Below are 25,585 nucleotides of genomic sequence, written 5' to 3'. Positions count from 1 at the left end.
GGGTGGGTGCCGGCAGGGGGTGCGCTGTGCACCTAATGCAACTCTGTTGCGGCAGGTGAGTAGATCCGAGTCCCGGAATGCAAAAAAGAAGCTCCCCGGATCCAAGGATCCGGGGAGCTTCAAAGCAAGCGTTAAGGGACTATTTGAGCCAGGCAGCCACTACGTCGGGGTGGGCATCCACCCATTTCTTGGCAGCGGCGTCGGGCTTCATGCCGCCCTGGATGTCCGTTGCCACGGAGTTCTGGTCCGCGTTGGTCCAGGAGAAGGCCTTGAGCAGTTTCGCGGCGGGGGAGCCGCTGTCCGCAAACTTCTTGGCCATCACTTTGTTCAGTTTGTAATCGGGGTAGTCGCAGGCCACCTTTTCGGCGTCGGCATCGCAGCCCGGAGTGTAGGCGGGCAGGCTGACCTTCTTGAGCGGGACCTCGGAAAGGAACCATTGCGGTTCATAGAAATACCCCAGGAGCGGCGTCTTGTTCTTCTCGGCCGAACGGAACGACTGGATCAGTGCGGCTTCCGAACCGGAGAAGACCACCTTGTAGTCGAGGCCCAGGTTCTTGACGAGGGCTTCATCGTTGGTCACGAACGCCGGGTCGCCGTCCAAGACCTGGCCCTTGCCGCCCGATTCGGACGTGGCAAGGATGGACGCGTATTTGTTCAGGTTCTTGCTGTCCAGGATGTCCGGGTACTTCTGGACCATCCATGGTGGTACGTACCAGCCGATGTGCCCTTCATTGCCCGTGGGACCGGCGTCCACCGCTACCTTCTGGTCCGTGATGTACTGCTTCGCGAGGTCCGCGTGACCCCAGTTCTCAAGAATGACGTCGACTTCGCCCGAACCGAAGCCCTGCCAGGAGATCTGTTCCGACAGGTCCTTCTGGACTACGGTGCAACCGAGCTTGTTTTGGGCAACGTAGCTGTAAACAGCCGCATTTGCCGTGTAGCCCACCCATGCGTTCAGGGCTACGTTGACGGTTCCGCAGGGGGTGCTCGAAGCACCGGCCGCGGCCGCCTGATTGACTGTTGCGCCGCCGCAGCCGGCGAGCAACAGGGCGGCAGCCACGGTTCCGGCGAGCGTGGGTATTGTTCGTTTCAACAGCAGTCCAGCTTTACTCATAGTGGGGTCTCCTTGTTGGGGGCAGAGCGTGAGTGTCAGGGCCGTTAGTGGGCGGGTGATTTTGCCGAAGGTACTTTTCGGACGGGGTTCGCTGCGGCAGCCTGCGTCATGCGGTCCAGCAGGATGCCGAGGAAAACGATGGCGAGGCCTGCGGCGAGGCCCTTGCCGAAGAGTGAACTTTGGACAAAGCCGGCGACGACGTCGTACCCGAGGCCGCCTGCTCCGACCAGTGCTCCGACTACCACCATGGCGAGGACGTAGATGAGGCCTTGGTTGGCGGCGAGGGCCAGGGATTGCCGGGCCATGGGCAGTTGGACCTTGGTGATGACCTGCCAGGGAGTCGAGCCGCTGGATACGGCGGCTTCCATGACGGTGGGGGAAATTGCTGCGATGCCGTCGGCCGTGATCTTGATGGCCACGGGCGCGGCGTAGATGATGCCGGCGATGATGGCGGTGAACCGTGTAGCGCCGAAGAGGCCCAGGAACGGAACCAGGTAGACGAAAGCAGGCATGGTTTGTCCCGCGTCAAGCATGGGCCGCATGAGCTGGTCCACTTTGTTGGACCTGCCCATGGCGACGCCGAAGATGACGCCCAGGACCATGACCACTGCCGTGGCAACGAGGGTGCCTGCCAGGGTGACCATGGCATCGCTCCACAGGCCCAAATAGATGATGACAGCCAAGCACGATGCCGTGACGGCCGCCAGCTTCCAGCCGCCGAGGGCAAAAGCCGCCACGACGATCGCGGCGACGAGGAGATAGAAAGGCGTCTCTGTCAGGAGCGACTGGAACGGGTTGAGGATTCCGTTGGTGACTGCCTCGCGGAAGGACACCGTAAAGAGGAAGAGGTTGGTCTGCAGCCATTCGCTCGCGGAGCTCACTCCGCTGACAATGGCCGGGCCAATGTTGAGATCCTTCGGGAAGGCAGCGGCCCAGAGCATCGTGCGGGACAGCTGGACCATGGCGAGCACCACGAGCAAGCTGATGGCCAGCAAAATGTACCGCATTCGCCGCGATATCCGGCGTTTGCGGTTTGCTCCGGGTTCGGCCCGGCGGCTCGCGGCTGTGGTCACGCGGTCCAGCACAATGGCCAGAAGGACGATCGACAGTCCGGCGTTGACCGCCGTACCGACGTCGAGGGACTGCAGGGCGCGGATGACCACTTGTCCGAGCCCGGGCGCTGCGATCAGCGCCGCGATGGTGACCATGGACAGGGCAGCCATGGTGCTTTGGTTGATCCCCATCACGATGGTGCGCCGAGCGAGGGGTAGTTGCAGGGTGACGAGCCGCTGCCAGCCGGTGGTTCCCAAGGAGTCGGAGGCTTCCCGGGTGTTTTCCGGGATGCATCGGATCCCGTGCGCCGTCAGTCGGATGACCGGAGGTGCCGCATAGATCACGGTGGCGATCACGGCGGAGGCGGGGCCGATCAGGAAGATGAGGGCCAGCGGTGCCAGGTAAACGAAGGTGGGCAGGGTCTGCATGAAGTCCAGGACCGGAGTGATCACCTTGGCAACCCGGCCATAGACTCCGGCCAGGACTCCGAGCGGGATGCCTATCAGCAGCGTGAACAGCACGGCAGTGATGACGAGGGCGAAGGTGTAGGCCGCTTCGGTGAAGAGCCCCTGAAGGCCGAAGAACACGAAGACGGCTGCTGTCAGCAAAGCCACCCGGGCGTTGCCCACGGCGAAGGCGATCCAGCTGAGCAGCCCGACGGTTCCCAGCCAGCCGATTTCCGGCAGGCGAAGCCCGGTGGAGCTGGCGGCGAAAATACCGATGAACAGGTTTGCGACCGCGTCGACGGCGGCCCGGAGGGGGGTGAAAACGTACTGGAAGACGGGATTGTCCGCACGGTTCGCTGCCACCCAGGCATTGAATTGGTTGAGTGAGCGGTGGAGGTCAGTCAGCTCTGACGCAGGCAGCGTCAGGGTGGATGTGCCGTGGAGGAACAGGAATCCGACGAGCCAGACGACGGCGGCCCCGCCCAGAAGCAGGGTGCGCCGGCTGAGCCGTTTGCGCGGTGCGCGGACGGGAACGAGGCCGGTCTGAACCGGGGCGCGATCGCGGACGAGCGTGGACATCACGCCGCAACTTCCGTGCTGCGGATGACCGACAGGATGCTGTCGCGGTCGATCTGGCCGGTGATCTTGCCGGCGTCTTCCACCAGCACAGGACACAATGAGTTCATGACGGTGGGAATGGCGTCGCGGATGATCGTGCCTGCGCTCAGGACGGGAGCATCCCCGGGAGTGCCCAGTGCTACGGGATCGGTGATCCACTTGAGCGTCAGGACATCCGCGCGGGGCACTTCGGAGACGAAGTCGGCAATGTACTTGTCCGCAGGCGATCCGACGAGGTCATCGCCGGTTCCGCATTGGACCGTCTCTCCGTTCCGCATGATCAGGATGCGGTCCCCGAGTTTGAGCGCTTCGGAAAGGTCGTGGGTGACGAAAACCATCGTCTTGCCCATTTCTTTGTGCAGCCGGATGACTTCCGCCTGCATATCGCGCCGGATGAGCGGGTCCAGGGCAGAGAACGGCTCGTCGAAGAGGATGGTGTCCGGATCGCCTGCCAAGGCGCGGCCCAGTCCGACTCGCTGTTGCATTCCGCCGGAGAGCTGATCGGGGAAATGCTGTTCGTAACCTTTGAGGCCTACGAGCTCGATGATTTCGCGGGACCTGGCGTAGCGCTCGTTCTTGGCGGCGCCACGGATCTGCAGCCCGTAGGACACGTTGTCCAGGACGGTGCGGTGCGGCAGGAGGCCGAAATGCTGGAAGACCATGGACATTTTCCGCCGACGCAGCTCCCGGAGCTCGCCGGTTCCTGCCTGCATCACGTCCTTGCCGTCCACCAGGACGCTCCCCGACGTCGGTTCGATCAGCCGGGTGAGGCACCGGATCAGGGTGGACTTTCCTGATCCGGACAGGCCCATGACGACGAACACCTCGCCCTTCGCGACGTCGAAGTTCATGTCGCGCACTGCGGCATTGCACCCGGTGCGTTCGAGCAATTCGGCGGAACTCAAAGCCGAGAGTTCGGGATCCTTGGGGATCTTTTCACCTCCGGGTCCGAAGACTTTCCAGAGGTTGCGCACTGATATGTCAGGACTGTTCATTGCTGTACTCCTGCCTGTGGCGGCTCGAACCAGTGGCTGGGCCCGGGGCTGATGTTTTGCCAGATGTGTTTTGTTTCTCGGTATTCGGCCAAGCCTGCGAGCCCCAATTCGCGGCCATTGCCGGACTGTCCGAAGCCGCCCCATTCGGCTTGCGGAACGTACGGGTGGTAGTCGTTGATCCAGACCGTCCCGTGGCGCAGCGCTTCGGAGACCCGCTGGGCCTTCGAGGCGTCTTCCGTCCACACAGCCCCGGCCAGCCCGTAGACGGTGTCGTTGGCAATCCGGATGGCCTCCTCCTCGGTGGTGAACGTTTCCACTGTCATGACGGGGCCGAAGGATTCCTCCTGCACCACGCGCATCGAGGTGGTGCACCCGTCCAGCACGGTGGGCGGGTAGAAACTGCCATCGGCCAGTTCCGGGCTGTCCGGAATGAAGCCACCGCACAGCAGCCGGGCTCCTTCCGCGACCCCGGCCTGTACGTAGGCGTGGACCTTGTCCCGGTGGGCCGTGGAGATCAGCGGACCTGTCTGTGCTTCCTGGTCGAAGGGGCCGCCCAGCCGGATCTGGCGTGCACGGCGCACCACTTCGGCCACGAACTCCTCGTGAATGGACTCTTCGACGATGAGCCGGGCCCCGGCCGAGCAAACCTGGCCGGAATTAAGGAAGACGGCTGTCAAGGCGTTGTCGATGGCGGCTTCCCGGTCTGCGTCGGCGAACACAACGTTCGGGTTCTTGCCGCCGAGCTCGAGGGCCACTCGCTTGACCGTCTGCGCCGCGGCCACCATGATCCGCTTGCCCGTTTCCAGCCCGCCCGTGAAGGAGACCAGATCGACCCGGGGATCCGAGCTAAGCACCGCCCCCACTTCCGGTCCCGTACCGGTCACGAGGTTCGCGACGCCGTCGGGCACCCCGGCTTCCCGCAGGGTGTCCATGAGCAGGATCGACGTGGAGGGGGTCAGCTCACTGGGCTTGAGGACAAAAGTGTTGCCGGCCAGGAGTGCAGGTGCGACCTTCCACGAAGCTTGCAGGAGGGGGTAGTTCCACGGCGTGATGAGCCCGCAGACGCCGACGGGTGCATGGACGACCCGGCTGATGGCGCCGGGCCGGCCGGTATCGATCACGCGGCCCGCATCCGTGCCTGCCACGCTGCCGTAGTAGCGGAAGCAGGCTATGACGTCGTCGATGTCGTATTCGGCTTCGACCAGGCGCTTGCCGGTGTCGAGGGCTTCGGCCGCGGCATAGCCGGCTTTGTCCCGCTGCAGCAGCCCGGCCACACGGAGCAGGATGGCGCCGCGTTCCAGCTCGGGCGTGCCCGGCCAGCGGCCGTCGTCGAACGCCTTCCGCGCACTCGCCACGGCGGCCTCGGCGTCGGCCTGGGTGCACTCCGCGACGTCGGCAACGTGCGTGCCGTCCGCCGGGCAGCTGATGCTCCGGGTGCCTCCGCTGGACTGCTGCCATCCGCCGTCGACGTAGCTGCCCCGCACTGTGTGGATCTGTGAAAGTTGTGGGCTGTTCATGCTGCTCCTTAGTTCCTTGCCGAAGTGGCCTCGGGCAGGCTGTCCGGAACCGGCCCGTCTGCATCCGGAAGCGCGCCGTGCCGGTAGAACTCGGCGGCGATCGGAGCGAGGGGTTCGCGGCCCTGGATCAAGTCCGCAGCTTTCTCGGCCAGCATCATGACCGGGGCGTAGATGTTGCCGTTGGTCACATAGGGCATTGCCGAAGCGTCAGCCACCCGCAGGCCCGAGGTGCCATGCACCCTCATGCTGAGCGGGTCCACGACGGCCATCGGATCCGTGGCCGGGCCCATCTTGGCGGTGCAGGAAGGGTGGAGGGCGGTTTCGGCGTCGCGGGCTACCCAGTCGAGGATTTCCTCGTCTGTCTGGACGGCTGGACCGGGTGAGAGCTCACCGCCATTGAAAGGCGCCATGGCAGGTTGTTCGAGGATGCTCCGGGAAATCCGGATGGCTTCGACCCACTCGCGCCGGTCCTGGTCCGTGGAAAGGTAGTTGAACTTCATGGACGGGTGCACGGTTGGATCCGTGGAGGTGATCTTCAGGCTGCCACGGGCGTCGGAATACATGGGCCCGATGTGCACTTGGTAGCCATGCTTGGCATCGGCCTTCTGGCCGTCGTAGCGGACGGCCACCGGCAGGAAGTGGAACATCAGGTTGGGGTAGGCAACGTCCTCGTTGGAGCGCACAAAACCGCCGCCTTCAAAGTGGTTGGTGGCTGCGGGCCCCTTGCGCCCGAACAGCCACTGCAGGCCGATCCACGGATAGCGCCACAGGCTCAGGCTGGGCTGCATGGACACCGGCTGTGTGCAGGCATGCTGGATGTAGACCTCCAGATGGTCCTGCAGGTTTTCGCCGACGCCGGGGAGGTCAACCACGGGTTTGATGCCGAGGGACTTGAGGTGGGTGGAGTCCCCGACGCCGGACAACTGCAGGAGCTGCGGGGTGTTGATGGCTCCTCCGCACAGGATGACTTCCTGGGCGTCCACGCTGTGCTGCTTGCCATTGCGTCGGTAGCTGACGCCCGTGGCCCTGACGCCGGAAGTTCCAGTCTCGTCGAAGTTGATCTTGGATACGAGTGCCCGGGTCCGCACGGTGAGGTTGGGCCGGTCGAGATGCGGCCGCAAGTAGGCGCGGGAGGCGGAGAGCCGCTGGCCCTTGTGCACATTGCGGTCGAAGGGACCGAAGCCCTCCTGCCGGTACCCGTTGACATCGTCGGTCCGCGCGAATCCGGCTTGTTGGGCGGCGCGGAAGAAGGCTTGGAAGAGGGGATTGCGCGCCGGACCGCGTTCAAGGACCAGCGGTCCGTTGTGTCCCCGCAGCTCATCGCCGGGATCCGCGGCGAGGGCGGTCTCCATGCGGTTGAAGTACGGGAGACAGTGCGCGAAGTCCCAGGTCTCCATCCCGGCGTCGGCTCCCCAGCGTTCGTAGTCCAAAGGGTTGCCGCGCTGGAAGATCATGCCGTTGATGGAACTGGAGCCTCCCAGGACCTTGCCGCGGGTGTGCGCGATCCGCCGTCCGTGCATGTGCGGCTCGGGGTCGGATTTGTAGCGCCAGTCGTAGAACCTGTTCCCGCTGGGGAACGTGAGCGCCGCGGGCATCTGGATGAACAGGTCCCAGGGGTAGTCGCTCCGGCCGGCCTCCAAGACCAGGACGGTCTTGGTGCGGTCTGCGCTCAGCCTGTCCGCCAGCACCGATCCGGCGCTGCCCCCACCCACAATGACGTAGTCAAACTTTTCGTTGGCCATTAGTTGAACTCCTTTGAAGTGATCCCCATTGCTGTGTCCGGTAGCCAGGGGGCGTCAGCCCCGCAGCTTTTCCATGTTTGGATCCACGAGGGGATCGGCGGAGATGGTCGCCGGGATCCGCTTGCCGAAGTATTCGATCTCGACGGCGTCACCCTCGCCCGCCTCGGCGGGCAGCCAAGCGTAGGCGATGGGCTTCCGGACGGTGTAGCCGTAGGCGGCGCTCGTGACGTAGCCGGAAGGCTCTCCGCGGAAATAGACGGGTTCCTTGCCCAACACCACGGATGTTCCGTCGTCGACCGTCAGGCAACGCAGGCGGTGGTTGACGGGCAGTTCGCGGCGGGCTTTGAGGGCCTCCGCGCCGATGTATCCTTCCTTGTCCTTGCCGACGGAGAAGCCAAGACCGGCCTGGAAGGGCTCGTGCTCCGGGGTCATGTCGGTACCCCACAGCCGGTAGCCCTTCTCGAGGCGCAGGCTGTTGAACGCACCGCGGCCGGCCGCAATGATCCCCTGCTCCTGGCCGCCCTCGAACAGCAGGTCCCAGAGCCTTTGGCCGTTTTCCGCCGTCGTGTACAGCTCCCAGCCCAACTCGCCGACGTAGGAAAGCCGCATCGCGGTGACAGGGATCCCGCCGATCCGGACCTTCTTGGTGCGGAAGTACTTCAATCCGTCGTTGCTGAAATCGTCGTCGCTCACCTTGGCGATGACTTCGCGGGCCAGCGGCCCCCAAAGCCCCACGCAACACGTGGAACCGGTGATGTCGCGGACCTGGACCCACTGGCTGACATCCCCGGCGGTCTGCTTGCGTGCTTCGGTGGTGAAGTAGTCGAAGTCGATGTTGCCGTTCGCGCCCACCTGGAACGTGGTCTCATCCAGCCGGGCCACCGTAATGTCGCTGCGGATGCCGCCGTCGTCGTTGAGGAGCAGGCAGTACGTCACCGCGCCCGGCTTCTTGTCGACTTTCCCGGCGCTGAGGCGCTGCAAGAGGGTTACGGCGCCCGGCCCGGAAACCTCCAGCCGCTTGAGCGGCGTCATGTCATAGAGCGCGACGGCGGTGCGCGTCTTCCACGCTTCGGCGGCGGAAATGGGGGAGTGGAACATGGCGGCCCATGGCTCGCGCTCCGGTGCATGCCATTCTTCGGGGAGCTCGTCGAGCAAACCCCGGTTGGCTTCGAACCAGTGCGGGCGCTCCCAGCCGTGGGCTTCGAGGAAAAACGCCCCGAGCTCCTTCTGCCGGGCGTTGAACGGGCTGACGCGCAGCTCACGGGGGGAGACCCTCGGCTGAAGGGGGTGCAGGACGTCGTAGATCTCCACGAAGTTCTGCTGCGAGGTTTCGCTGACGTAGCTCTCCGCAGTCTGGATTTCTTCGAAGCGGGAGACCTCGCATTCGTGGAGCGGAATCCGGGACTGGCCCTCGATGAGGCGCTCCGCCAGGGCACGGGCCACGCCGGCGGAGTGCGTCACCCAGACGGCCTCGGCCACGAAGAAGCCGTCAACGTCCTTGGACTCGCCGACGAGGGGACCGCCGTCGGGGGTGAACGAGAAGATCCCGTTGAAGCCATCGGCAATCCGGGCGCCGGCGAGTGCCGGGAGGAGTTCCTTGGAGTCCTCCCAGCACGGTAGGAAGTCTTCTTCCGTGAACGGCAGGCGGGAGGGCATCCGGTGCTCGGACATGTCAGCGGCGGCAACCTCGGGCAGCTCCCGTAGGTCCACGGGCATCGGCTTGTGGGCGTAGGAGCCGATGCCCATCCGGTCCCCGTGCTCGCGGAAGTAGAGGTCCTTGTCCTGGTGGCGGAGGATGGGCATCCAGGCGCCGTTGCCGGGGTCAAGCAGCCGCGAGGCATCGTTCCGGCCCACGAGCTCGGGCACGGAGGTGGTCTTGACGTACTGGTGGGCCAGGGGGAGGAGGGGCACGGACATGCCCACCATGGCGCCGATCCTCGGTCCCCAGAACCCGGCGCAGGAAACCACGATGTCTGCCGGGATCACGCCGTCGGGCGTTTCGACGCCGGTGACCTTGCCTCCGGCCTGTTCAATCCCGGTGACGGGAGTGGAACCGCGGAACGTGACTCCTGCGGCGCTCGCCTTGGCGATGAGCAGGCCGACGGCGCGGGCTGCGGAAGCCAAGCCGTCGGAGGGGACGTAGAGTCCGCCGAGCACCTTTTCCTGGTCGAGCAGCGGGTAGTGCTTGGCGCACTCGTCCGGATCGATGAGCCGGCCTTCCACGCCCCACGACGCCGCGTAGCCCAGCTTGCGCTTGAGGTCCTCCAGGCGCTGCGGAGTGGTGGCCACCTCGAGGCCGCCCACCTGGTTGAAGCAAGAGACGCCCGAATCGCTGAGCGAGAGCAGCTTGTCCACGGTGTAGGACGCGAATTGGGTCATGGTCTTGGAGGCATTGGTCTGGAACACGAGGCCGGGGGCGTGCGAGGTTGAGCCGCCCGCCAACGTCAACGGGCCCTGCTCGACCACGGTGATGTTGGTCCAGCCGCGGGTGGACAGCTCATCCGCAAGATTGGCGCCGACGATTCCGGCTCCGATGATGACGACGCGGGGTGATGTGGACATGCGTGTTGCTCCTGGAGTAAGTGGTGTGGGAGTTGTGGCCTGCCGGACCCTAGACGTGGCCGTCGACGGTCAACCCAGGGGGAAGGTTGGGGGCGTCCTCGGATTCTTTGACCATGATCTGGCCATCCACCACCAGGACTTCGTGGACCCTGATGGGCAATTTAGCGGGAGGCGCGTCGGCGGCTCCGGTGCGGAGGTTGAATTTTGAAGCATGGAGCGGGCACTCTACCCAGCAGTCCTCTACCCAGCCGTCGGCGAGTGAGGCGTCCTGGTGGGTACAGGTGTCGTCGAGGGCGAAAAGTTCGCCCTCTTCGGTGTGAAACACGGCAATGGGCGGAGACGTCTCAAGTCGAATCGCGTCCCCCGGAGCTAACGAGCTAAGCGGGCAAGCACTGTGCATCTCACGAACCTTCTTTCACCGGGCTGGTCGAACCTGTGGGGCGGTTGTCTCATGATCAACGCTGATCACAATACGCAACAGAGTGATGGACCTCACAGCGCCTTGTCAAGGGGTTGAATTTCCTTCGCAGATTCCTTGACACGCGATGTGAAGTCGGTCACGCTGTTTCGCATAATGAAGTTTGTTGCGTATGGCGCAATACCCTTTCGAACGGCTCGGCGAGGAGGAAGCCATGGAGACATTGGCGATCGTGGGTGCATCATTGGCGGGTCTTTCCGCAGCCCGCGCTGCCCGGGCGCAGGGCTTTTCCGGCCGGCTGCTCATCATTGGCGATGAGCACCAGCGGCCCTATGACCGCCCGCCCCTGTCCAAGGAGTTCCTGGCAGGAAAGATCGGTATCAAGCACGTCATGTTGGAAGCTGAGGAGGCGGATTCAGATGACCCGCTCCAGGCCGAATGGCTGCTTGGCTCCCCGGCACGAAGCTTTGATGCCGCCACCAGGACCATCACGCTAGGCGACGGGAGCACTGTGGTGGCTGACGGCGTCGTGATTGCCACGGGAGCCTCAGCCCGCACCCTGCCCGAACTTGCAGGCCTGGCCAATGTCTTTACGTTGCGGACTCTCCAGGATGCCCAGGATCTCGCGCCGGAGCTCGTTGCGGGCGGCCGCCTGCTGGTTGTGGGCGCCGGCTTTATCGGCGCGGAAGTCGCATCAACGGCCAAGGGCCTGGGAATGGACGTAACCATCATCTGCAAGAGCGAAGTGCCGCTTAGCGCTCCGCTCGGTCCGGAGATGGCTGCCGTCATGGCCACGCTCCATGGGATCAATGGAGTGGAGCTGATTTGTGACACGGGAATCGACTCGTATTACAGCTACGAAGGAAATGTGACCGGCGTCCGGCTCAGCGACGGACAGTACCGTTCCGCCGACGTCGTACTCCTCGGAATCGGTGCGGTCCCCAATGTCGGGTGGCTGGCCGGTTCGGGCGTCGAGCTCGACGACGGCGTCATGTGCGATGCGATGGGACGGACCAACGTTCCCGGCGTCGTTGCCGTGGGGGACTGCGCGGCCTGGTTCGACGCACGCAGCGGGCGGCACCATCGCGTGGAGCATTGGAGCGGCGCCCAGGAACGTGCCGCCCTCGCCGTGGCCGGACTCTTGGATCACTCCGCCGCACCCCAACCTCTCAACTTGCCTTACTTCTGGTCCGACCAGTACGGAGTGACGCTCCAGTTCGCCGGCCATGCGAGGGACGCAGAGCGCGTCGAGATCGAGGCAGGGCAGCTCGAGAACCACAGCTTCCTGGCCGTGTACTACCGGGGCGAGGAACCGGTGGGCGTCCTCGGTGTGAACCAGCCGCGCCTGTTCACCCGTTGGCGCCGGCAACTCAACGCCCGCAATGCCCCGCCGGTCCTGGCAACCCCTTGAACATTCCCAAGCCTCAACCACGTTCATCACTGAATAGGAGTCAGCATGACCACTGAAGTTGTTTCCCCCAGCCTGATCCCCACTCTCCCCGGCCACACGTATGTCAGTGAAGACATCTTCCGCGCCGAGCAAGAGCACATCTTTGAACAAATGTGGTTCTGTGCAGTGCGGACCGCAGACCTGGAAAAGGCCGGTTCGTTCAAGACGGTGCAGATCGGCCGCGAGAGCGTACTCATCAACCGCACCCGCAAGGGGGAAATCCGCGCGTTCTACAACATCTGCCGGCACCGCGGCGTGAAGCTGTGCATGGAGGAGTCCGGCGAAGCCAACCGCTCGTTCCAGTGCCCGTACCACGCCTGGACCTACGACCTCGAGGGAAAGCTCATCGCGGCCCCCAACCTCACCAAGATGCCGGATATCGACCGCAACGAATATGGACTGGTCAAGGTCCACGTCCGCGAATACATGGGCTACGTGTGGGTCTGCCTGGCCGATGAGCCACCGTCGTTCGAGGAAGACGTCATGGGTGCGATCGAGGAGCGCCTCGGAGACCTGCGGGCGGTTGACGACTACGACATCGCGAACCTGAGCCTTGGCCGGCGCATCAAGTACGACGTCAAGGCCAACTGGAAGCTCATCATCGAAAACTTCATGGAGTGCTACCACTGCGCCACGATCCACCCCGAACTCACCGAAGTCCTGCCCGAGTTCGCCGACGGCCTGGCGGCGCAGTATTTTGTGGGCCACGGCGCCGAGTTCGGTGAGGACATCAAGGGCTTCACGATCGACGGTTCCGAGGGCCTCGATCGAATTCCGGGAGTGGGCGATGACCAGGACCGCCGGTACTACGCGGTGACCATCAAGCCGAATGTCTTCGTCAATCTGGTTCCGGACCATGTCATCATCCACCGCATGTTCCCGCTGGCGGCGGACCACACGATCGTTGAATGCGATTGGCTGTACCTGCCCAGCGTGGTGGAATCCGGCAAGGACGTGAGCGCTTCGGTGGAGCTCTTCCACCGGGTCAACGAGCAGGACTTCGATGCCTGCGAACGCTGCCAGCCAGCAATGGGTTCCAAGATCTATGCCAAGGGCGGCGTGCTGGTACCGAGCGAGCACCACATTGAGGCGTTCCACAGCTGGGTCACCAGCAAGATCGCTGACGTTCCCGCCGACAGCTAGCCTGAGGAACGTCCGTCGATGTAACGAGCAACCGGGAACTCAGGAAAAGGAACCCAGCCAATGGTTTACAAAGTAAGGGCGGTCATCGCCAAGGAAAAGAACGCTCCGGTCTCGGTGGAGACCATCCTGGTGCCGGACCCCGGTCCGGGCGAGGCGCTGGTGGACATCCTCACCTGCGGCGTCTGCCACACCGACCTGCACTACAAGCAGGGCGGCATCACCGATGATTTCCCCATCCTGCTCGGCCACGAGGCCACAGGAGTGGTCAGTGCCGTAGGGCCGGACGTTACCGAAGTGGCGCCAGGGGACCGTGTGATCCTGAACTGGCGTGCCGTGTGCGGGGAATGCCGGGCATGCGCCAAGGGCCAGCCGCAGTACTGCTTCAACACGCACAATGCCACCCAGAAGATGACCCTGGAGGACGGCACGGAACTTGCACCGGCCCTCGGGATCGGCGCCTTCGCCGAGAAGACCCTCGTGGCCGCCGGGCAATGCACCAAAGTGGACGACGACGTCGATCCCGCCGCCGTCGGGCTGCTCGGTTGCGGTGTGATGGCAGGAATCGGCGCCGCCATCAACACCGGTGAGGTCAAGCGGGGCGAGTCCGTGGCCGTCATTGGCTGCGGCGGCGTCGGCATCGCTGCCATCGCCGGGGCAAAGCTTGCCGGCGCCACGACGATCATCGCCGTGGACATCGACGCCAACAAAGTCGAGATGGCCATGTCCCTGGGCGCCACGCACGGTGTCAACTCCAGCAAGGAAGACCCCATCGAGGCCATCCGGGCGCTGACCGGCGGCAACGGTGCCGATGTGGTGATCGACGCCGTCGGACGCCCGGAGACCTACAAGCAGGCCTTCTACGCGCGCGACCTCGCCGGCCGCGTGGTACTGGTCGGCGTACCGACGCCGGGCATGCTGCTCGAACTGCCCCTGCTGGACGTCTTCGGCCGCGGCGGTTCCCTGAAGTCCTCCTGGTACGGGGACTGCCTGCCCTCCCGCGACTTCCCGATGCTGGTGGCGCACTACAAGCAAGGCAACCTTGACCTGGACGCGTTCGTGTCCGAACGGATCACCATCGACCAAGTGGAAGAGGCGTTCGCGAAGATGCACGAAGGCAAAGTGCTCCGTTCGGTAGTGGAGATCGCATGAGCGTCACCATCGAAAACCTCGTCACCTCGGGCACGTTTTCGCTCGACGGCGGCACATGGGACGTTGAGAACAACGTCTGGATTGTCGGCAACGACGACGAGTGCGTGATCATCGATTCGCCGCACGATGCAACGGCGATCATCGAGCAGGTCCGCGGGCGGAAGGTGCGCGCCATCCTGCTCACCCATGCGCACAACGACCACATCGGGGCAGCGCTCGACGTGGCGAAGTCCGTGAACGCGCCGATCCATCTGCACTCCGCGGACATGGTTCTGTGGGAGCAGGTGTATCCGGATGCCCGGCCGGACCGTCACATTGCAGACGGCGACATCTTCGACGTGGCGGGCACGGCCCTGCAGGCCATCCACACGCCGGGCCACTCACCGGGTTCCACGTGCTTCTACCTGGAAAGCGAAGGAACGGTCTTCACGGGCGACACCCTCTTCAACGGCGGTCCGGGCGCGACGGGCCGATCGTTCAGCGACCACCCGACCATCCTGGCCTCGATCCGCGAACGACTTCTGACGCTTCCGCCGGAAACCGTGGTCCGGACTGGCCATGGCGGGGACACCACGATCAAAGCCGAAGAGGAAAACATCGCTTAGGCAGCGCGCGATCGCGAGGTTTGACGGACCCTAGGCGCCGCTGGCAGCGGTGTAACCCATCTTGACGCTGATTGAATACCCGGCCTGCTTGAGCGCATCGAGCAGGCCGGGTATTTTTTCCGGCTCGAAACGGAAGGCAGGGCCGGAAAGGCTGATGGCTCCGATCACAGTGCCGCTGTGGTTGCGGATCGGAACGGCGATGGCGTTGAGTCCGCGTTCGAGTTCTTCATACGTGGCGGCGTACCCGGCCTCCGCAATGACCGGCATTTGCCGCTCCAACTCGTCGCGGTCAGTGATGGTCCGTGGCGTGTAGCGCGCCTGGCCGGCTTCCCTGAGAACGCGGTCACGAGTCTCAGGCGCCAGGGCGGCAAGCATGACCTTTCCGCTGGACGTGGCGTGGAGCGGAGTGAGCCCACCGATCCAGTCCTGCGTGCCAAGCGTGTTGGGGCCGATGGCCTGGTCCACATTGACCGCGAAATTTGACCGCAGCACGGCCAGGTTGGCAGTCTCAGCGAACTTCTCGGCCAAGGCTTCGAGATCTTCCCGGGCCTCCCTGACCAAGCTGAGACGGGCTGGAATGGCACTGGCCAAGCGCAGGATGTTGAACCCGAGTTGGTATTTTCCGCGCTCGTGATTCTGCTGCACCATGCCACGGGCGTCCAAGGCGCTCAGCAGCCGCGACGCCGTGGACTTGTGGACGCCCATTTCCTCCGCGATCTCACTCACGCCGGCGTCCCCGTTGCGGGCGATGATTTCGAGCACAGTGATGGCCCGGTCCACGGACTGCACACCGGCGTGGTGCGCGCTGGCGGGATCGGTATCGGCGTCGTTGGCAAGGCTTGCATCAGCGTCCATGTGGTTCATCGTCTCAAACCGGGTCAAATGCGCAGCCTCTCTGGGCTCCGTGTCCTGGGATGCTGCCGACCGTCCGTTCTTGGCGGAGATAGGATCGGGCGGTATGGCACTGCGACTCGTTCAAGTGAATTTCAAGGCCCGGGACGACTCGGCTCTCGGCCGGTTTTGGGCGGAAGTGCTCGGGTGGGGTGTTTCCAGCGAAGGACCCGGTGTGACCAATGTCGAACCCGTGGGCCTCACCGGGCCGGACCCTGCCGCCGTGTGCGTGGATGTCGTCACGGTCCCGGACCCCGAGACGGTCAGGTACCGCGCCCATCTCGATCTCGCCACCACCTCCGCGGCCCATCAAGCGGAGCTTGTGGCGCGCGCGGTGAAGCTCGGCGCGACGCCAGCCGACATTGGCCAAGGCGATGTGCCATGGACGGTCCTGGCCGACCCCGAAGGCAACCTGTTCTGCGTGCTGGAGCCTCGGCCGATCTACCGGGACACCGGGCCCATCGCCGCGGTGGTGGTCGACTGTGCGGATCCGCGGGCCATGGCCCGGTTCTGGAGCGGGGCGATGGACTGGACCCTGCACGAGGTGACCGACGATCTTGCGAGGCTGCGCTCGGCCAAGGGCGTGGGGCCGTATCTGGAATTCGTCCGCGCACCCGTCCCGAATGCCGTGTCCGGCCGTGTCCATCTCGATCTGCGGCCATACCCCGGCGATGATCAAGCGGCGGAGGTGGCGAGGCTGCGGGCGCTGGGTGCCACGGACGCCGACGTCGGCCAAGGCGATGTGCCATGGGTATGCCTCGCCGACACGGAGGGCAACGAGTTCTGCGTCCTCGCGCCGGGCTGACACCGCTTCGAGGCAGGAACCGTTGGCCCCCACAGTGGCGAGGTCTCGAAAGTGTAGCTCCCGCCGTCGATCGCCTAAGCCGTTCCTTCTTGGGCGCCGTCGTGCCACACTTGATGGACTATCGAGTGACTGGGGGGATCCGGGTCAGGAGATTGGTATGTGTGTTCTGATGCACCCCCACAGCTCGGGCTGCCGACTGGTAGTGAGCGAACCATGATCATCGGTTGGGCTTACTTCATGGCCGGAGTAATGACGGTTGACGGACTTCTGTTGGGACTGCTGCTTTTGAACGTGAAGTGGCCGAAGCACTGGAAGAGAAACGGCTAGGGCAGCGGTATCCCGCGAAGCATGCGCCGAACCTAGAGCACCTTGCGGATCGTCTCTTCGAAACTCACCACGTGGTGCAGGGCGAGCGCTGCCGCGCGGTCCTCATCGCCGTCGGCGATAGCGGTGAGCAGTTCAGCGTGCTCTGCGACGTGGCCTGTCACGGAAGGCATCTTGTCCAGCATGTGGCACCAGATGCGGGTTGCCAGGTTGTCGTAACGGATCAGTACGTCCTCGAGGTGCGGATTGGCCGCGGCCTTGTAGATGAGCCGGTGCACCTGGATGTCGTACCGCATGAGTTCCTGTTGGCCGGCGTCGTGTGCTTCCAGGCCGCTGATGGCTGCGGCCACCTCACGGAGTTCTTCCCGGAGCCTGGGGCTGGCCATGCGGGCAGCCCGCCGTGACGCCAAGGGCTCAAGCAGCTCCCGGATTTCGGAGACGTCCGCCAATTGGGTGATGTCGACGCCGGTGGCGAAGGTTCCGCGGCGGGGATACGACACGACGAGGTGGTCGCTTTCGAGCCGCTTGATGGCCTCGCGCACGGGAGTCCGGCCGATGCCGAGTTCCGTGGCAATCTGCCCGTCGTTGATGGGGTCTCCGGGTTTGATGTCCAGCATGATGAGCCGGTCGCGCAGGAGCAGGTAGGCGTTTTCCGCCAAGGAAGTTCCCTGCGTGCCCGTGTCCAGTGCTTCCAATGCAGTGCTCATGTGCCCTCTCCCGTTTGCCACAATTCCAAGTCTGGCGGATCAGTTGCTGCCGGGCTGTTGACGGTTGTGTGATCTCCAACATACTATGGCAACAGTTCTAATATATCAGTTGCTGATTAGTCAGTAAATATAAGTATCTCAAAAGGAGAACATGATGGTTGAACCGCTGATCCGCCCGCTCGCCCAGGCGGACCCGGAGGTTGAACAGGCGATCGCCCAGGAACTCATCCGCCAGCAGTCAACGCTGGAAATGATCGCCTCCGAAAACTTCGCCCCTGCAGCCGTCATGCAGGCACAGGGCTCGGTCCTGACCAACAAGTACGCGGAAGGCTACCCGGGCAAGCGCTACTACGGCGGCTGCGAGCACGTGGACGTCATCGAGCAGCTGGCCATCGACCGGGTCAAGGCTCTCTTCGGCGCCGAAGCCGCAAATGTCCAGCCGCACTCCGGAGCCCAGGCCAACGCGGCAGCCATGTTCGCGCTCCTCGAGCCGGGGGACACCATCATGGGCCTCGACCTCGCACACGGTGGCCACTTGACCCACGGCATGCGCATCAACTTCTCCGGCAAGCTGTACAACGTCATCCCGTACCACGTCAGCCAATCCGACCTCCGGGTGGACATGGCGGAAGTCGAAGCCCTGGCCCTGGAACACCGCCCGAAGCTGATCGTTGCCGGCTGGTCCGCGTACTCGCGCCACTTGGATTTCGCCGAATTCCGCCGCATCGCCGACCTCGTGGGAGCCTACCTCATGGTGGACATGGCCCACTTCGCCGGCCTCGTCGCAGCGGGACTGCACCCCAACCCCGTGCCGTATGCCGACGTCGTGACCACCACCACCCACAAGACCCTCGGCGGTCCGCGCGGCGGGGTGATCCTCTCGAAGGAACAATACGCACGCAAGATCAACAGCGCGGTGTTCCCCGGCCAGCAAGGCGGCCCGCTGGAGCACGTGATAGCCGCCAAGGCCGTGGCCTTCAAAATGGCGGCAGAACCCGAATTCCAGGAACGCCAAGTGCGGGTGCTGGAAGGGGCCAAGCTCCTTGCCGAACGGCTCCTGAAGGAAGACGTGGCCGCAGCAGGGATCTCGGTGGTCAACGGTGGCACCGACGTCCACCTGGTCCTCGTCGACCTGCGCCACTCGGACCTCGACGGACAGCAGGCCGAAGACACCCTGCACCGCGTCGGCATCACCGTGAACCGCAACGCCGTCCCGTTCGACCCCCGGCCTCCGATGGTTTCCTCAGGCCTCCGGATCGGTACCCCGGCACTCGCCGCCCGCGGCTTCGGCGCCCAGGAATTCGCGGAAGTCGCGGACATCATCGCGACGGCGCTCATCGCCGCGGCAAGCAGCGGCACCCTGGGCGACCACGCCGCCGTCGAACTCCGTGCCAGGGTCACCGCGCTCGCCGAACAATTCCCGCTTTACCCGCATCTTTCCCAGGCCGCCAGCGGCAACGACGCCGCGGCCACCGAACTTGAAGCAGAAATGATTGGAGCAGCCCAGTGAGCGCAGACCAACTCCCCGAGCACCCGGACTTCCTGTGGCGTAACCCGGAGCCCAAAGCTTCCTACGACGCAGTGATCGTGGGCGGTGGCGGCCACGGCCTCGCCACCGCATACTTCCTGGCAAAGAATCACGGAATGACCAACATCGCCGTCCTGGAAAAGGGCTGGCTGGCCGGCGGCAACATGGCCAGGAACACCACCATCATTCGCTCCAACTACCTTTGGGACGAGAGCGCTGCCATCTACGAGCACGCCCTCAAGCTCTGGGAGATCCTGCCCGAGGAACTCGAATACGATTTCCTCTTCAGCCAGCGCGGCGTCATGAACCTCGCCCACACCCTGGGCGACGTCCGCGAAAGCGTCCGCCGCGTCGGGGCGAACAAGCTCAACGGGGTCGACGCCGAATGGCTGGACCCGCAGCAAGTCAAGGAACTCTGCCCCATCCTGAACATCAGCGACAACATCCGCTACCCGGTCATGGGCGCCACGTACCAGCCCCGTGCCGGCATCGCGAAGCACGACCACGTCGCCTGGGCCTTCGCCCGGAAGTGCGATGAACTCGGCGTGGACATCATCCAGAACTGCGAAGTGACGGGCTTCCTCAAGGACGGCAACCGCGTGGTGGGCGTCAAGACCAACCAAGGAACCATCCACACCGAAAAGGTCGGCCTCGCGGCGGCCGGCCACAGCTCCGTCCTCGCCGAAATGGCCGGCTTCCGCCTCCCGATCCAGTCCCACCCCCTCCAGGCGTTGGTGTCCGAACTGCATGAGCCCGTCCACCCCACGGTGGTCATGTCCAACCACGTGCACGTCTACGTTTCCCAGGCCCACAAGGGCGAACTGGTCATGGGCGCCGGGGTCGACTCCTACAACGGCTATGGCCAGCGCGGCTCGTTCCACGTGATCGAGCACCAGATGGCCGCCGCCGTCGAACTTTTCCCGATCTTCGCCAGGGCCCACGTGCTCCGGACCTGGGGCGGAATCGTGGACACCACCATGGATGCCTCGCCGATCATCGGCACCACCCCGGTGGAGAACATGTTCGTCAACTGTGGTTGGGGAACGGGTGGCTTCAAGGGCACGCCCGCTGCCGGCCTGACCTTCGCCCACACCATCGCCACGGGTACGCCGCACGAGCTCAACAAGCCTTTTTCGCTGGAACGCTTCGAGACCGGTGCCCTGATCGACGAACACGGCGCCGCCGCCGTCGCCCACTAGCCGCAGCCCTTTAGGAGACCAACCATGCTGCTCATCAGCTGCCCCAATTGCGGGCCACGAGACGAAACAGAATTCCACTACGGCGGCCAGGCCCACGTGCCCTATCCGGAAAATCCGGACGCGCTGACGGACCGGCAGTGGGCCGAGTACTTGTTCTACCGCGACAACACCAAAGGCGCCTTCGCCGAACGCTGGGTCCACAGCACGGGTTGCCGCCAATGGTTCAACATGCTCCGTGACACCGTCAGCTACGACATCCAGGCCATCTACAAAATGGGCGAACCGCGCCCTGAGCTGACAAGCGCACAGCAAGACGCTATCTCCCAGGAAGGAGCCACGAAGTGACCCCGCAGAACGCCCGCCTCGCCACCGGCGGCCGCATCGACCGCAGCATCTCCTGGCGGTTCACCGTGGACGGCCAGGAATACACCGGGCACCCCGGAGACACTGTTGCCTCGGCACTGCTGGCCAACGGCCGCATCAGCGTCGGCAACTCGCTCTATGAGGATCGGGCCCGCGGCATCATGTCCGCCGGCGTGGAAGAATCCAACGCCCTGGTCAAGGTGGCCGCCCGTTTCCCGGGCCACGTTGCCGAGTCGATGCTTCCCGCGACCACCGTGTCCCTTGTGGACGGGCTCAGCGTCGAGTTCCTGAACGGCCTCGGCAAGCTGGACCCCAACGAGGACCGCGCCGAGTACGACAAGAAATACGTCCACACCGACGTCCTGGTGGTTGGCGGCGGCGTTTCCGGCCTCGCGGCAGCCCGTGAGGCGGTCCGCACCGGCGCCCGGGTCATCCTGATCGATGACCAGCCCGAGCTCGGCGGCTCGCTGCTTTCCGGTTCCACTGCACCGGATCTCGCCGAAGTCATCGAGGGCAAGCCGGCACTGGAATGGATCGCCGACGTGGAGGCCGAGCTCGTTTCCGCGCCCGAATGTACTGTTCTCAACCGCACTACGGCGTTCGGCTCCTACGACGCGAACTATGTGATCGCGGCCCAGAACCGTACGGACCACCTCGGCAGCCCGGCGGCGGACGGCGTCTCCCGCCAGCGTATTTGGCACATCCGTGCCAAGCAGGTGGTCCTGGCGCCCGGCGCCCATGAGCGTCCGCTCGTCTTCGAGAACAACGACCGGCCCGGCATCATGTTGGCCTCCGCTGTCCGGAGCTACCTCAACCGGTACGCCGTCGCTGCCGGGCGCCGGGTAGTCATCGGCACCACGAACGATTCGGCCTACCTGCTGGCCGCGGATCTGCTGGCCGCTGGTGTCAAGGTCGCCGCTGTCGTCGATGCCCGCCCGAAGCTCAGCGACACAGCGGCAGCCGCCGTCGAAAGCGGCATCCGCGTCCTCGTCGGCAGCGCCGTCGCCGATACCTCCGGCGCGGGGGAGAACGGCCGGATCGACGGCGTCACCATCCGCAGCCTTAACGACGACGGCGAAGTCACCTCGGGCGTCGAACGGCTCGCTTGCGATCTGCTGGCGGTCTCCGGTGGCTGGAGTCCCGTGGTCCACCTCCACAGCCAGCGCCAGGGTAAGTTGCGTTGGGACGATGACCTGGCCGGCTTCGTGCCGAGTTCCGTCGTCAAGGACCAGCACGTGGTCGGCGCCGGACGCGGAAGTTACGGGCTCGCGGACTGCCTGGGCGAAGGCGTATCCGCCGGTGCCGCGGCTGCCATCGCCGCCGGGTTCAGCTCCGAGACGGTGCCCGCCGAGATCAAGGCGCCGGTAGCCTCCGCCCCCACACGCCAGTTGTGGCTCGTGCCCGGACAGAGCGGAAACGCGGGGGAGTGGCACCACCACTTCGTTGACTTCCAGCGCGACCAGTCCGTGGCCGACGTGCTCCGTTCCACCGGGGCCGGCATGCGCTCGGTGGAACACATCAAGCGGTACACCTCCATCAGCACCGCCAACGACCAGGGCAAGACGTCCGGCGTCAACGCCATCGGCGTGATCGCCGCGGCCCTCAAGCAGGCCGGCGAGGCGGGCGCCGCAGGCAGTTGCAGTATCGGTGACATCGGAACCACGACCTACCGGGCGCCGTTCACGCCGGTGGCCTTCGCGGCCTTGGCGGGACGCCAGCGCGGCGAGCTGTTCGATCCCGCCCGCGTCACCTCCATCCACCCCTGGCATGTTGCCCAGGGAGCGCTCTTCGAGGACGTCGGCCAGTGGAAGCGCCCGTGGTACTACCCGCAAGCGGGCGAGGACATGGACGCCGCAGTGCTCCGAGAATGTGCCGCAGTCCGCGAAACGGTGGGCTTCATGGACGCCACCACCCTCGGCAAGATCGAGATCCGTGGCAAGGATGCCGGTGAATTCCTGAACCGCATCTACACCAACGCGTTCAAGAAGCTCGCCCCAGGCTCTGCCCGCTACGGGGTCATGTGCACCCCGGACGGCATGATCTTCGACGACGGCGTGACCCTGCGCCTCGACGAGGGCCGCTACTTCATGACCACCACCACCGGCGGCGCCGCCAAGGTCCTTGACTGGCTCGAGGAGTGGCACCAGACCGAGTGGCCGGAACTCGACGTGGTGTGCACGTCGGTGACTGAACAGTGGACGACGATTGCCGTCGTCGGGCCCAAATCCCGTGCGGTGATCGCCAAAGTCGCTCCGCAACTGGCGGCCGACGGCGGGCTGGACGCCGAAGCGTTCCCGTTCATGACGTTCCGCGAGACCACGCTGGCCTCCGGAGTCCAGGCACGGGTTTGCCGGATTTCGTTCTCGGGTGAGCTTGCCTACGAAATCAATGTTCCGTCCTGGTACGGGCTCAACACCTGGGAAGCCGTTGCTGCGGCAGGGGCCGAGTTCAACATCACTCCGTACGGCACCGAGACCATGCACGTGCTGCGTGCCGAGAAGGGCTACCCGATCGTCGGGCAGGACACGGACGGCACCGTCACCCCGCAGGACGCCGGGATGGAATGGATCGTTTCCAAGGCAAAGGACTTCATTGGCAAACGTTCTTACAGCCGCGAGGACGCGGTCCGCACGGACCGCAAGCACTTGGTCAGCGTCCTCCCGGCTGACGGTTCGTTCCGCCTTCCGGAAGGCACCCAGCTCGTGGAAAAGGGGATCCCGGTCAACCCGGCTTACGGCCCCGTGCCGATGCAGGGCTTCGTGACCTCGAGCTACCACAGTGCCGCTTTGGGCCGGTCCTTCGGCCTGGCACTGATCACCAACGGCCGCAACCGGATCGGCGAGACCCTGGTGGCCTCGGTCGGCGACCAGTTGCTGGACGTCGTTGTGGGAGAAACCGTACTTTTCGACGCTGAAGGGACCCGTAAAGATGGCTGAAACAGCAACCCCCGCAAACCCCGAGACGCTGCGTGCGGCACGCCGCAGCCCGGCATCGCACCTGGCACCGACCTTCGAGTCCGGCTCCGTGGCCGGAACCGTCGCGTTGAAGGAAATCCCGTTCCAGACGATGATGGGGATCCGGGTTGACCGGACGTCCGACGCCGGAGCCCGCCTCGCGTCCGTGACCGGCGGCCTGCCGGCCGCATGCGGTGAGATCACCGGGAGTGAAAGGGCCACCACCTTGTGGTTGGGCCCGGACGAATTCCTGGTGGTCGCACCCGAAGAGGCGCACGATTCCCTGGGCGGAGACCTGGTCCGCGCACTGGTGGAGGCCCTGGGCGAGGACCCGGGCCAGGTGGTGGACTTGTCCGCCAACCGAACCACTTTCGAGCTGTCCGGCATCCGGGCCCGCGACGTCCTGGAAAAGGGCTGCTCCCTGGACCTGCACCCCCGCGCCTTCCGCACGGGAACCGCCCTGGCCACGGAAATCGGCAACATCCCGGCGCTGCTGTTGAAGACCGGCGAGGACAGCTTCCGGATCTTCCCACGGGCTTCGTTCGCCGACTTCCTGGGCCGCTGGCTGCTTGACGGCATGAGGGAATACGCCTCTCCTGAGGTGCCCTGATGGCACTGAGCGTGCTTGACCTGTTTTCCATTGGCATCGGGCCGTCGTCCTCGCACACGGTCGGCCCGATGCGGGCGGCAAAACAGTTCACCGACGGCCTGGAATCCTCCGGGCAACTCGCGGCAACGGTGCGCGTCCAGGCAGAGCTTTTCGGCTCGCTGGGCGCCACCGGCCGCGGCCACGGCTCGGACAAAGCCGTGGTGCTGGGACTCCAAGGCCAATCGCCGGAAACGGTGGACACTTCCACCGCCGACGACCAGGTCGCCGCGGCTGCCCTGGACGCTGAATTGCGGATAGCCGGACACCACCGTGTGGACTTCAACTGGGACGAAGACGTGGTCCTGCACCGGCGCAAATCCCTGCCTGCCCACCCTAACGGGATGACCTTCCGGGCCCTGGACCACGCCGGGAAAGTGCTGCGGGAGCGCAGCTACTACTCGATAGGCGGCGGTTTCGTGGTGGACGGTGATGCGTCCGGCAGCGACAAAGTCGTTGCTGACGACACCGTTCTGCCTTATCCCTTCAGTACCGCGGACGAGCTCCTGGCGATCTGCGCACGGGAGGACATGTCCATCTCCGATGTCATGCTCGCCAACGAGCTTGTGTGGCGCAGCGAGACCGAACTTCGCGAGCGGCTCCTGCAGATCTGGGCGGTCATGCGCGAATGCGTGGACAACGGCTGCGCTGCGGAAGGAATCCTGCCGGGAGGCTTGAACGTGAGGCGACGGGCGCCGTCGTTGTTCAAGACCCTCGCCGCCACCGACGCCGGTCTGCAGGGTTCAAGCTCGGCAGACCCGCTGCTCGCCATGGAATGGGTGAACCTGTTCGCGCTCGCCGTGAACGAGGAAAACGCCGCGGGCGGCCGCATCGTCACGGCACCCACCAACGGTGCGGCCGGCATTGTGCCGGCGGTGCTGCACTATTACACGAAATTCGTGCAGGGAGCAGATGACGACGGCGTGGTCCGCTTCCTGCTCGCGGCGGCCGCCGTCGGGATCCTGTTCAAGATCAACGCGTCCATTTCCGGTGCCGAAGTGGGCTGCCAGGGTGAGGTGGGCTCCGCGTGTTCGATGGCCGCCGCCGGTCTGTGCGAGGTCCTCGGCGGCACTCCCGAGCAAGTGGAAAATGCCGCAGAAGTGGGTATCGAGCACAATCTCGGCCTCACGTGCGATCCCGTAGGCGGGCTGGTGCAGATTCCGTGCATCGAACGCAACGCCATCGCCAGCGTGAAGGCCATCAACGCCGCCCGCCTTGCCCTGCACGGCGACGGCAGCCACAAAGTGTCCCTTGATAAAGCCATCAAAACCATGCGAGAGACAGGAGCGGACATGAAAAGCAAGTACAAGGAGACCTCCCGCGGAGGCCTCGCCGTCAACGTAGTGGAGTGCTAGC

Annotated in this window: 20 protein-coding genes; 11 read left to right on the top strand and 9 right to left on the bottom strand. The window is 64.8% G+C overall.

Going from position 1 to position 25,585, the window contains the following annotated elements; translation table 11 throughout:
- Positions 1-139: 139 nt before the first annotated feature.
- The 7 genes from AB0O52_RS17145 to AB0O52_RS17115 are packed head-to-tail and all read right to left on the bottom strand — an operon-like array spanning position 140 to position 10,447.
- Positions 140-1,114 (bottom strand): ABC transporter substrate-binding protein, encoded by a 975-nt coding sequence (locus AB0O52_RS17145; RefSeq protein ID WP_364539890.1) that lies wholly within the window; start codon positions 1,112-1,114, stop codon positions 140-142.
- A gap of 44 nt (positions 1,115-1,158) precedes the next feature.
- Positions 1,159-3,192, bottom strand: a complete 2,034-nt coding sequence (locus tag AB0O52_RS17140; RefSeq protein WP_364539887.1) for an ABC transporter permease subunit — start codon at positions 3,190-3,192, stop codon at positions 1,159-1,161.
- A complete protein-coding gene (locus AB0O52_RS17135; protein WP_364539885.1) occupies positions 3,192-4,226 on the bottom strand; it encodes a glycine betaine/L-proline ABC transporter ATP-binding protein in 1,035 nt (344 codons plus the stop codon). The genes AB0O52_RS17140 and AB0O52_RS17135 overlap by 1 nt, the downstream gene beginning before the upstream one ends.
- A complete protein-coding gene (locus AB0O52_RS17130; protein ID WP_364539883.1) occupies positions 4,223-5,743 on the bottom strand; it encodes an aldehyde dehydrogenase family protein in 1,521 nt (506 codons plus the stop codon). Before AB0O52_RS17130 ends, AB0O52_RS17135 begins: the two co-directional genes overlap by 4 nt.
- An 8-nt stretch (positions 5,744-5,751) precedes the next feature.
- Entirely contained in the window at positions 5,752-7,485 is a 1,734-nt protein-coding gene (gene betA, locus AB0O52_RS17125) for a choline dehydrogenase (RefSeq protein ID WP_364539880.1), read from the bottom strand.
- A 54-nt stretch (positions 7,486-7,539) separates the two neighbouring features.
- Complete coding sequence (locus AB0O52_RS17120) at positions 7,540-10,047, bottom strand: FAD-dependent oxidoreductase (protein WP_364539877.1); 2,508 nt, start codon at positions 10,045-10,047, stop codon at positions 7,540-7,542.
- A gap of 49 nt (positions 10,048-10,096) precedes the next feature.
- Positions 10,097-10,447, bottom strand: a complete 351-nt coding sequence (locus tag AB0O52_RS17115) for a bifunctional 3-phenylpropionate/cinnamic acid dioxygenase ferredoxin subunit (protein ID WP_078106204.1) — start codon at positions 10,445-10,447, stop codon at positions 10,097-10,099.
- 190 nt (positions 10,448-10,637) lie between these two features.
- On the opposite strand from AB0O52_RS17115, the gene AB0O52_RS17110 reads away from it, so the two are divergent.
- Genes AB0O52_RS17110 through AB0O52_RS17095 form a run of 4 tightly spaced genes read left to right on the top strand, consistent with a single transcriptional unit; the run spans position 10,638 to position 14,812 of the window.
- Entirely contained in the window at positions 10,638-11,876 is a 1,239-nt protein-coding gene (locus tag AB0O52_RS17110) for an FAD-dependent oxidoreductase (RefSeq protein ID WP_364539873.1), read from the top strand.
- Positions 11,877-11,921: 45 nt separating this feature from the next.
- Positions 11,922-13,058 (top strand): aromatic ring-hydroxylating dioxygenase subunit alpha, encoded by a 1,137-nt coding sequence (locus AB0O52_RS17105; protein ID WP_364539872.1) that lies wholly within the window; start codon positions 11,922-11,924, stop codon positions 13,056-13,058.
- Positions 13,059-13,118: 60 nt separating this feature from the next.
- The gene (locus AB0O52_RS17100) at positions 13,119-14,207 is read left to right on the top strand and encodes an S-(hydroxymethyl)mycothiol dehydrogenase (RefSeq protein WP_364539869.1); all 1,089 of its coding nucleotides are present in this window, start codon (positions 13,119-13,121) and stop codon (positions 14,205-14,207) included.
- The gene (locus AB0O52_RS17095) at positions 14,204-14,812 is read left to right on the top strand and encodes an MBL fold metallo-hydrolase (protein WP_364539866.1); all 609 of its coding nucleotides are present in this window, start codon (positions 14,204-14,206) and stop codon (positions 14,810-14,812) included. Before AB0O52_RS17100 ends, AB0O52_RS17095 begins: the two co-directional genes overlap by 4 nt.
- A gap of 30 nt (positions 14,813-14,842) precedes the next feature.
- Here AB0O52_RS17095 and AB0O52_RS17090 read toward each other — a convergent pair whose 3' ends face one another.
- On the bottom strand, positions 14,843-15,667 hold the full coding sequence (locus AB0O52_RS17090; protein ID WP_364539863.1) for an IclR family transcriptional regulator: 825 nt from the start codon (positions 15,665-15,667) through the stop codon (positions 14,843-14,845).
- Positions 15,668-15,770: 103 nt separating this feature from the next.
- Between AB0O52_RS17090 and AB0O52_RS17085 the strand changes: the two genes are divergently transcribed.
- Complete coding sequence (locus tag AB0O52_RS17085) at positions 15,771-16,508, top strand: VOC family protein (RefSeq protein WP_364539860.1); 738 nt, start codon at positions 15,771-15,773, stop codon at positions 16,506-16,508.
- Between the two features lie 359 nt (positions 16,509-16,867).
- Here AB0O52_RS17085 and AB0O52_RS17080 read toward each other — a convergent pair whose 3' ends face one another.
- The gene (locus AB0O52_RS17080) at positions 16,868-17,539 is read right to left on the bottom strand and encodes a GntR family transcriptional regulator (protein WP_364539857.1); all 672 of its coding nucleotides are present in this window, start codon (positions 17,537-17,539) and stop codon (positions 16,868-16,870) included.
- 154 nt (positions 17,540-17,693) lie between these two features.
- On the opposite strand from AB0O52_RS17080, the gene glyA reads away from it, so the two are divergent.
- Genes glyA through AB0O52_RS17050 form a run of 6 tightly spaced genes read left to right on the top strand, consistent with a single transcriptional unit; the run spans position 17,694 to position 25,584 of the window.
- Positions 17,694-19,049 (top strand): serine hydroxymethyltransferase, encoded by a 1,356-nt coding sequence (gene glyA, locus AB0O52_RS17075; protein ID WP_364539854.1) that lies wholly within the window; start codon positions 17,694-17,696, stop codon positions 19,047-19,049.
- Positions 19,046-20,266, top strand: coding sequence for a sarcosine oxidase subunit beta family protein (locus AB0O52_RS17070; RefSeq protein ID WP_364539851.1), 1,221 nt, complete (start codon positions 19,046-19,048; stop codon positions 20,264-20,266). The genes glyA and AB0O52_RS17070 overlap by 4 nt, the downstream gene beginning before the upstream one ends.
- A 24-nt stretch (positions 20,267-20,290) precedes the next feature.
- The gene (locus tag AB0O52_RS17065) at positions 20,291-20,611 is read left to right on the top strand and encodes a sarcosine oxidase subunit delta (RefSeq protein ID WP_364539848.1); all 321 of its coding nucleotides are present in this window, start codon (positions 20,291-20,293) and stop codon (positions 20,609-20,611) included.
- Complete coding sequence (locus AB0O52_RS17060) at positions 20,608-23,565, top strand: FAD-dependent oxidoreductase (RefSeq protein WP_364539845.1); 2,958 nt, start codon at positions 20,608-20,610, stop codon at positions 23,563-23,565. The genes AB0O52_RS17065 and AB0O52_RS17060 overlap by 4 nt, the downstream gene beginning before the upstream one ends.
- Positions 23,558-24,193, top strand: a complete 636-nt coding sequence (locus AB0O52_RS17055) for a sarcosine oxidase subunit gamma family protein (RefSeq protein WP_364539842.1) — start codon at positions 23,558-23,560, stop codon at positions 24,191-24,193. Before AB0O52_RS17060 ends, AB0O52_RS17055 begins: the two co-directional genes overlap by 8 nt.
- The gene (locus AB0O52_RS17050; RefSeq protein WP_364539839.1) at positions 24,193-25,584 is read left to right on the top strand and encodes an L-serine ammonia-lyase; all 1,392 of its coding nucleotides are present in this window, start codon (positions 24,193-24,195) and stop codon (positions 25,582-25,584) included. Before AB0O52_RS17055 ends, AB0O52_RS17050 begins: the two co-directional genes overlap by 1 nt.
- The last annotated feature ends 1 nt before the right edge of the window (position 25,585 follow it).

The organism is Arthrobacter sp. NPDC080073 (genome assembly GCF_040686575.1).
Classification (GTDB): Bacteria; Actinomycetota; Actinomycetes; order Actinomycetales; family Micrococcaceae; genus Arthrobacter.
This window is presented reverse-complemented; position numbering and strand designations above follow the sequence as displayed.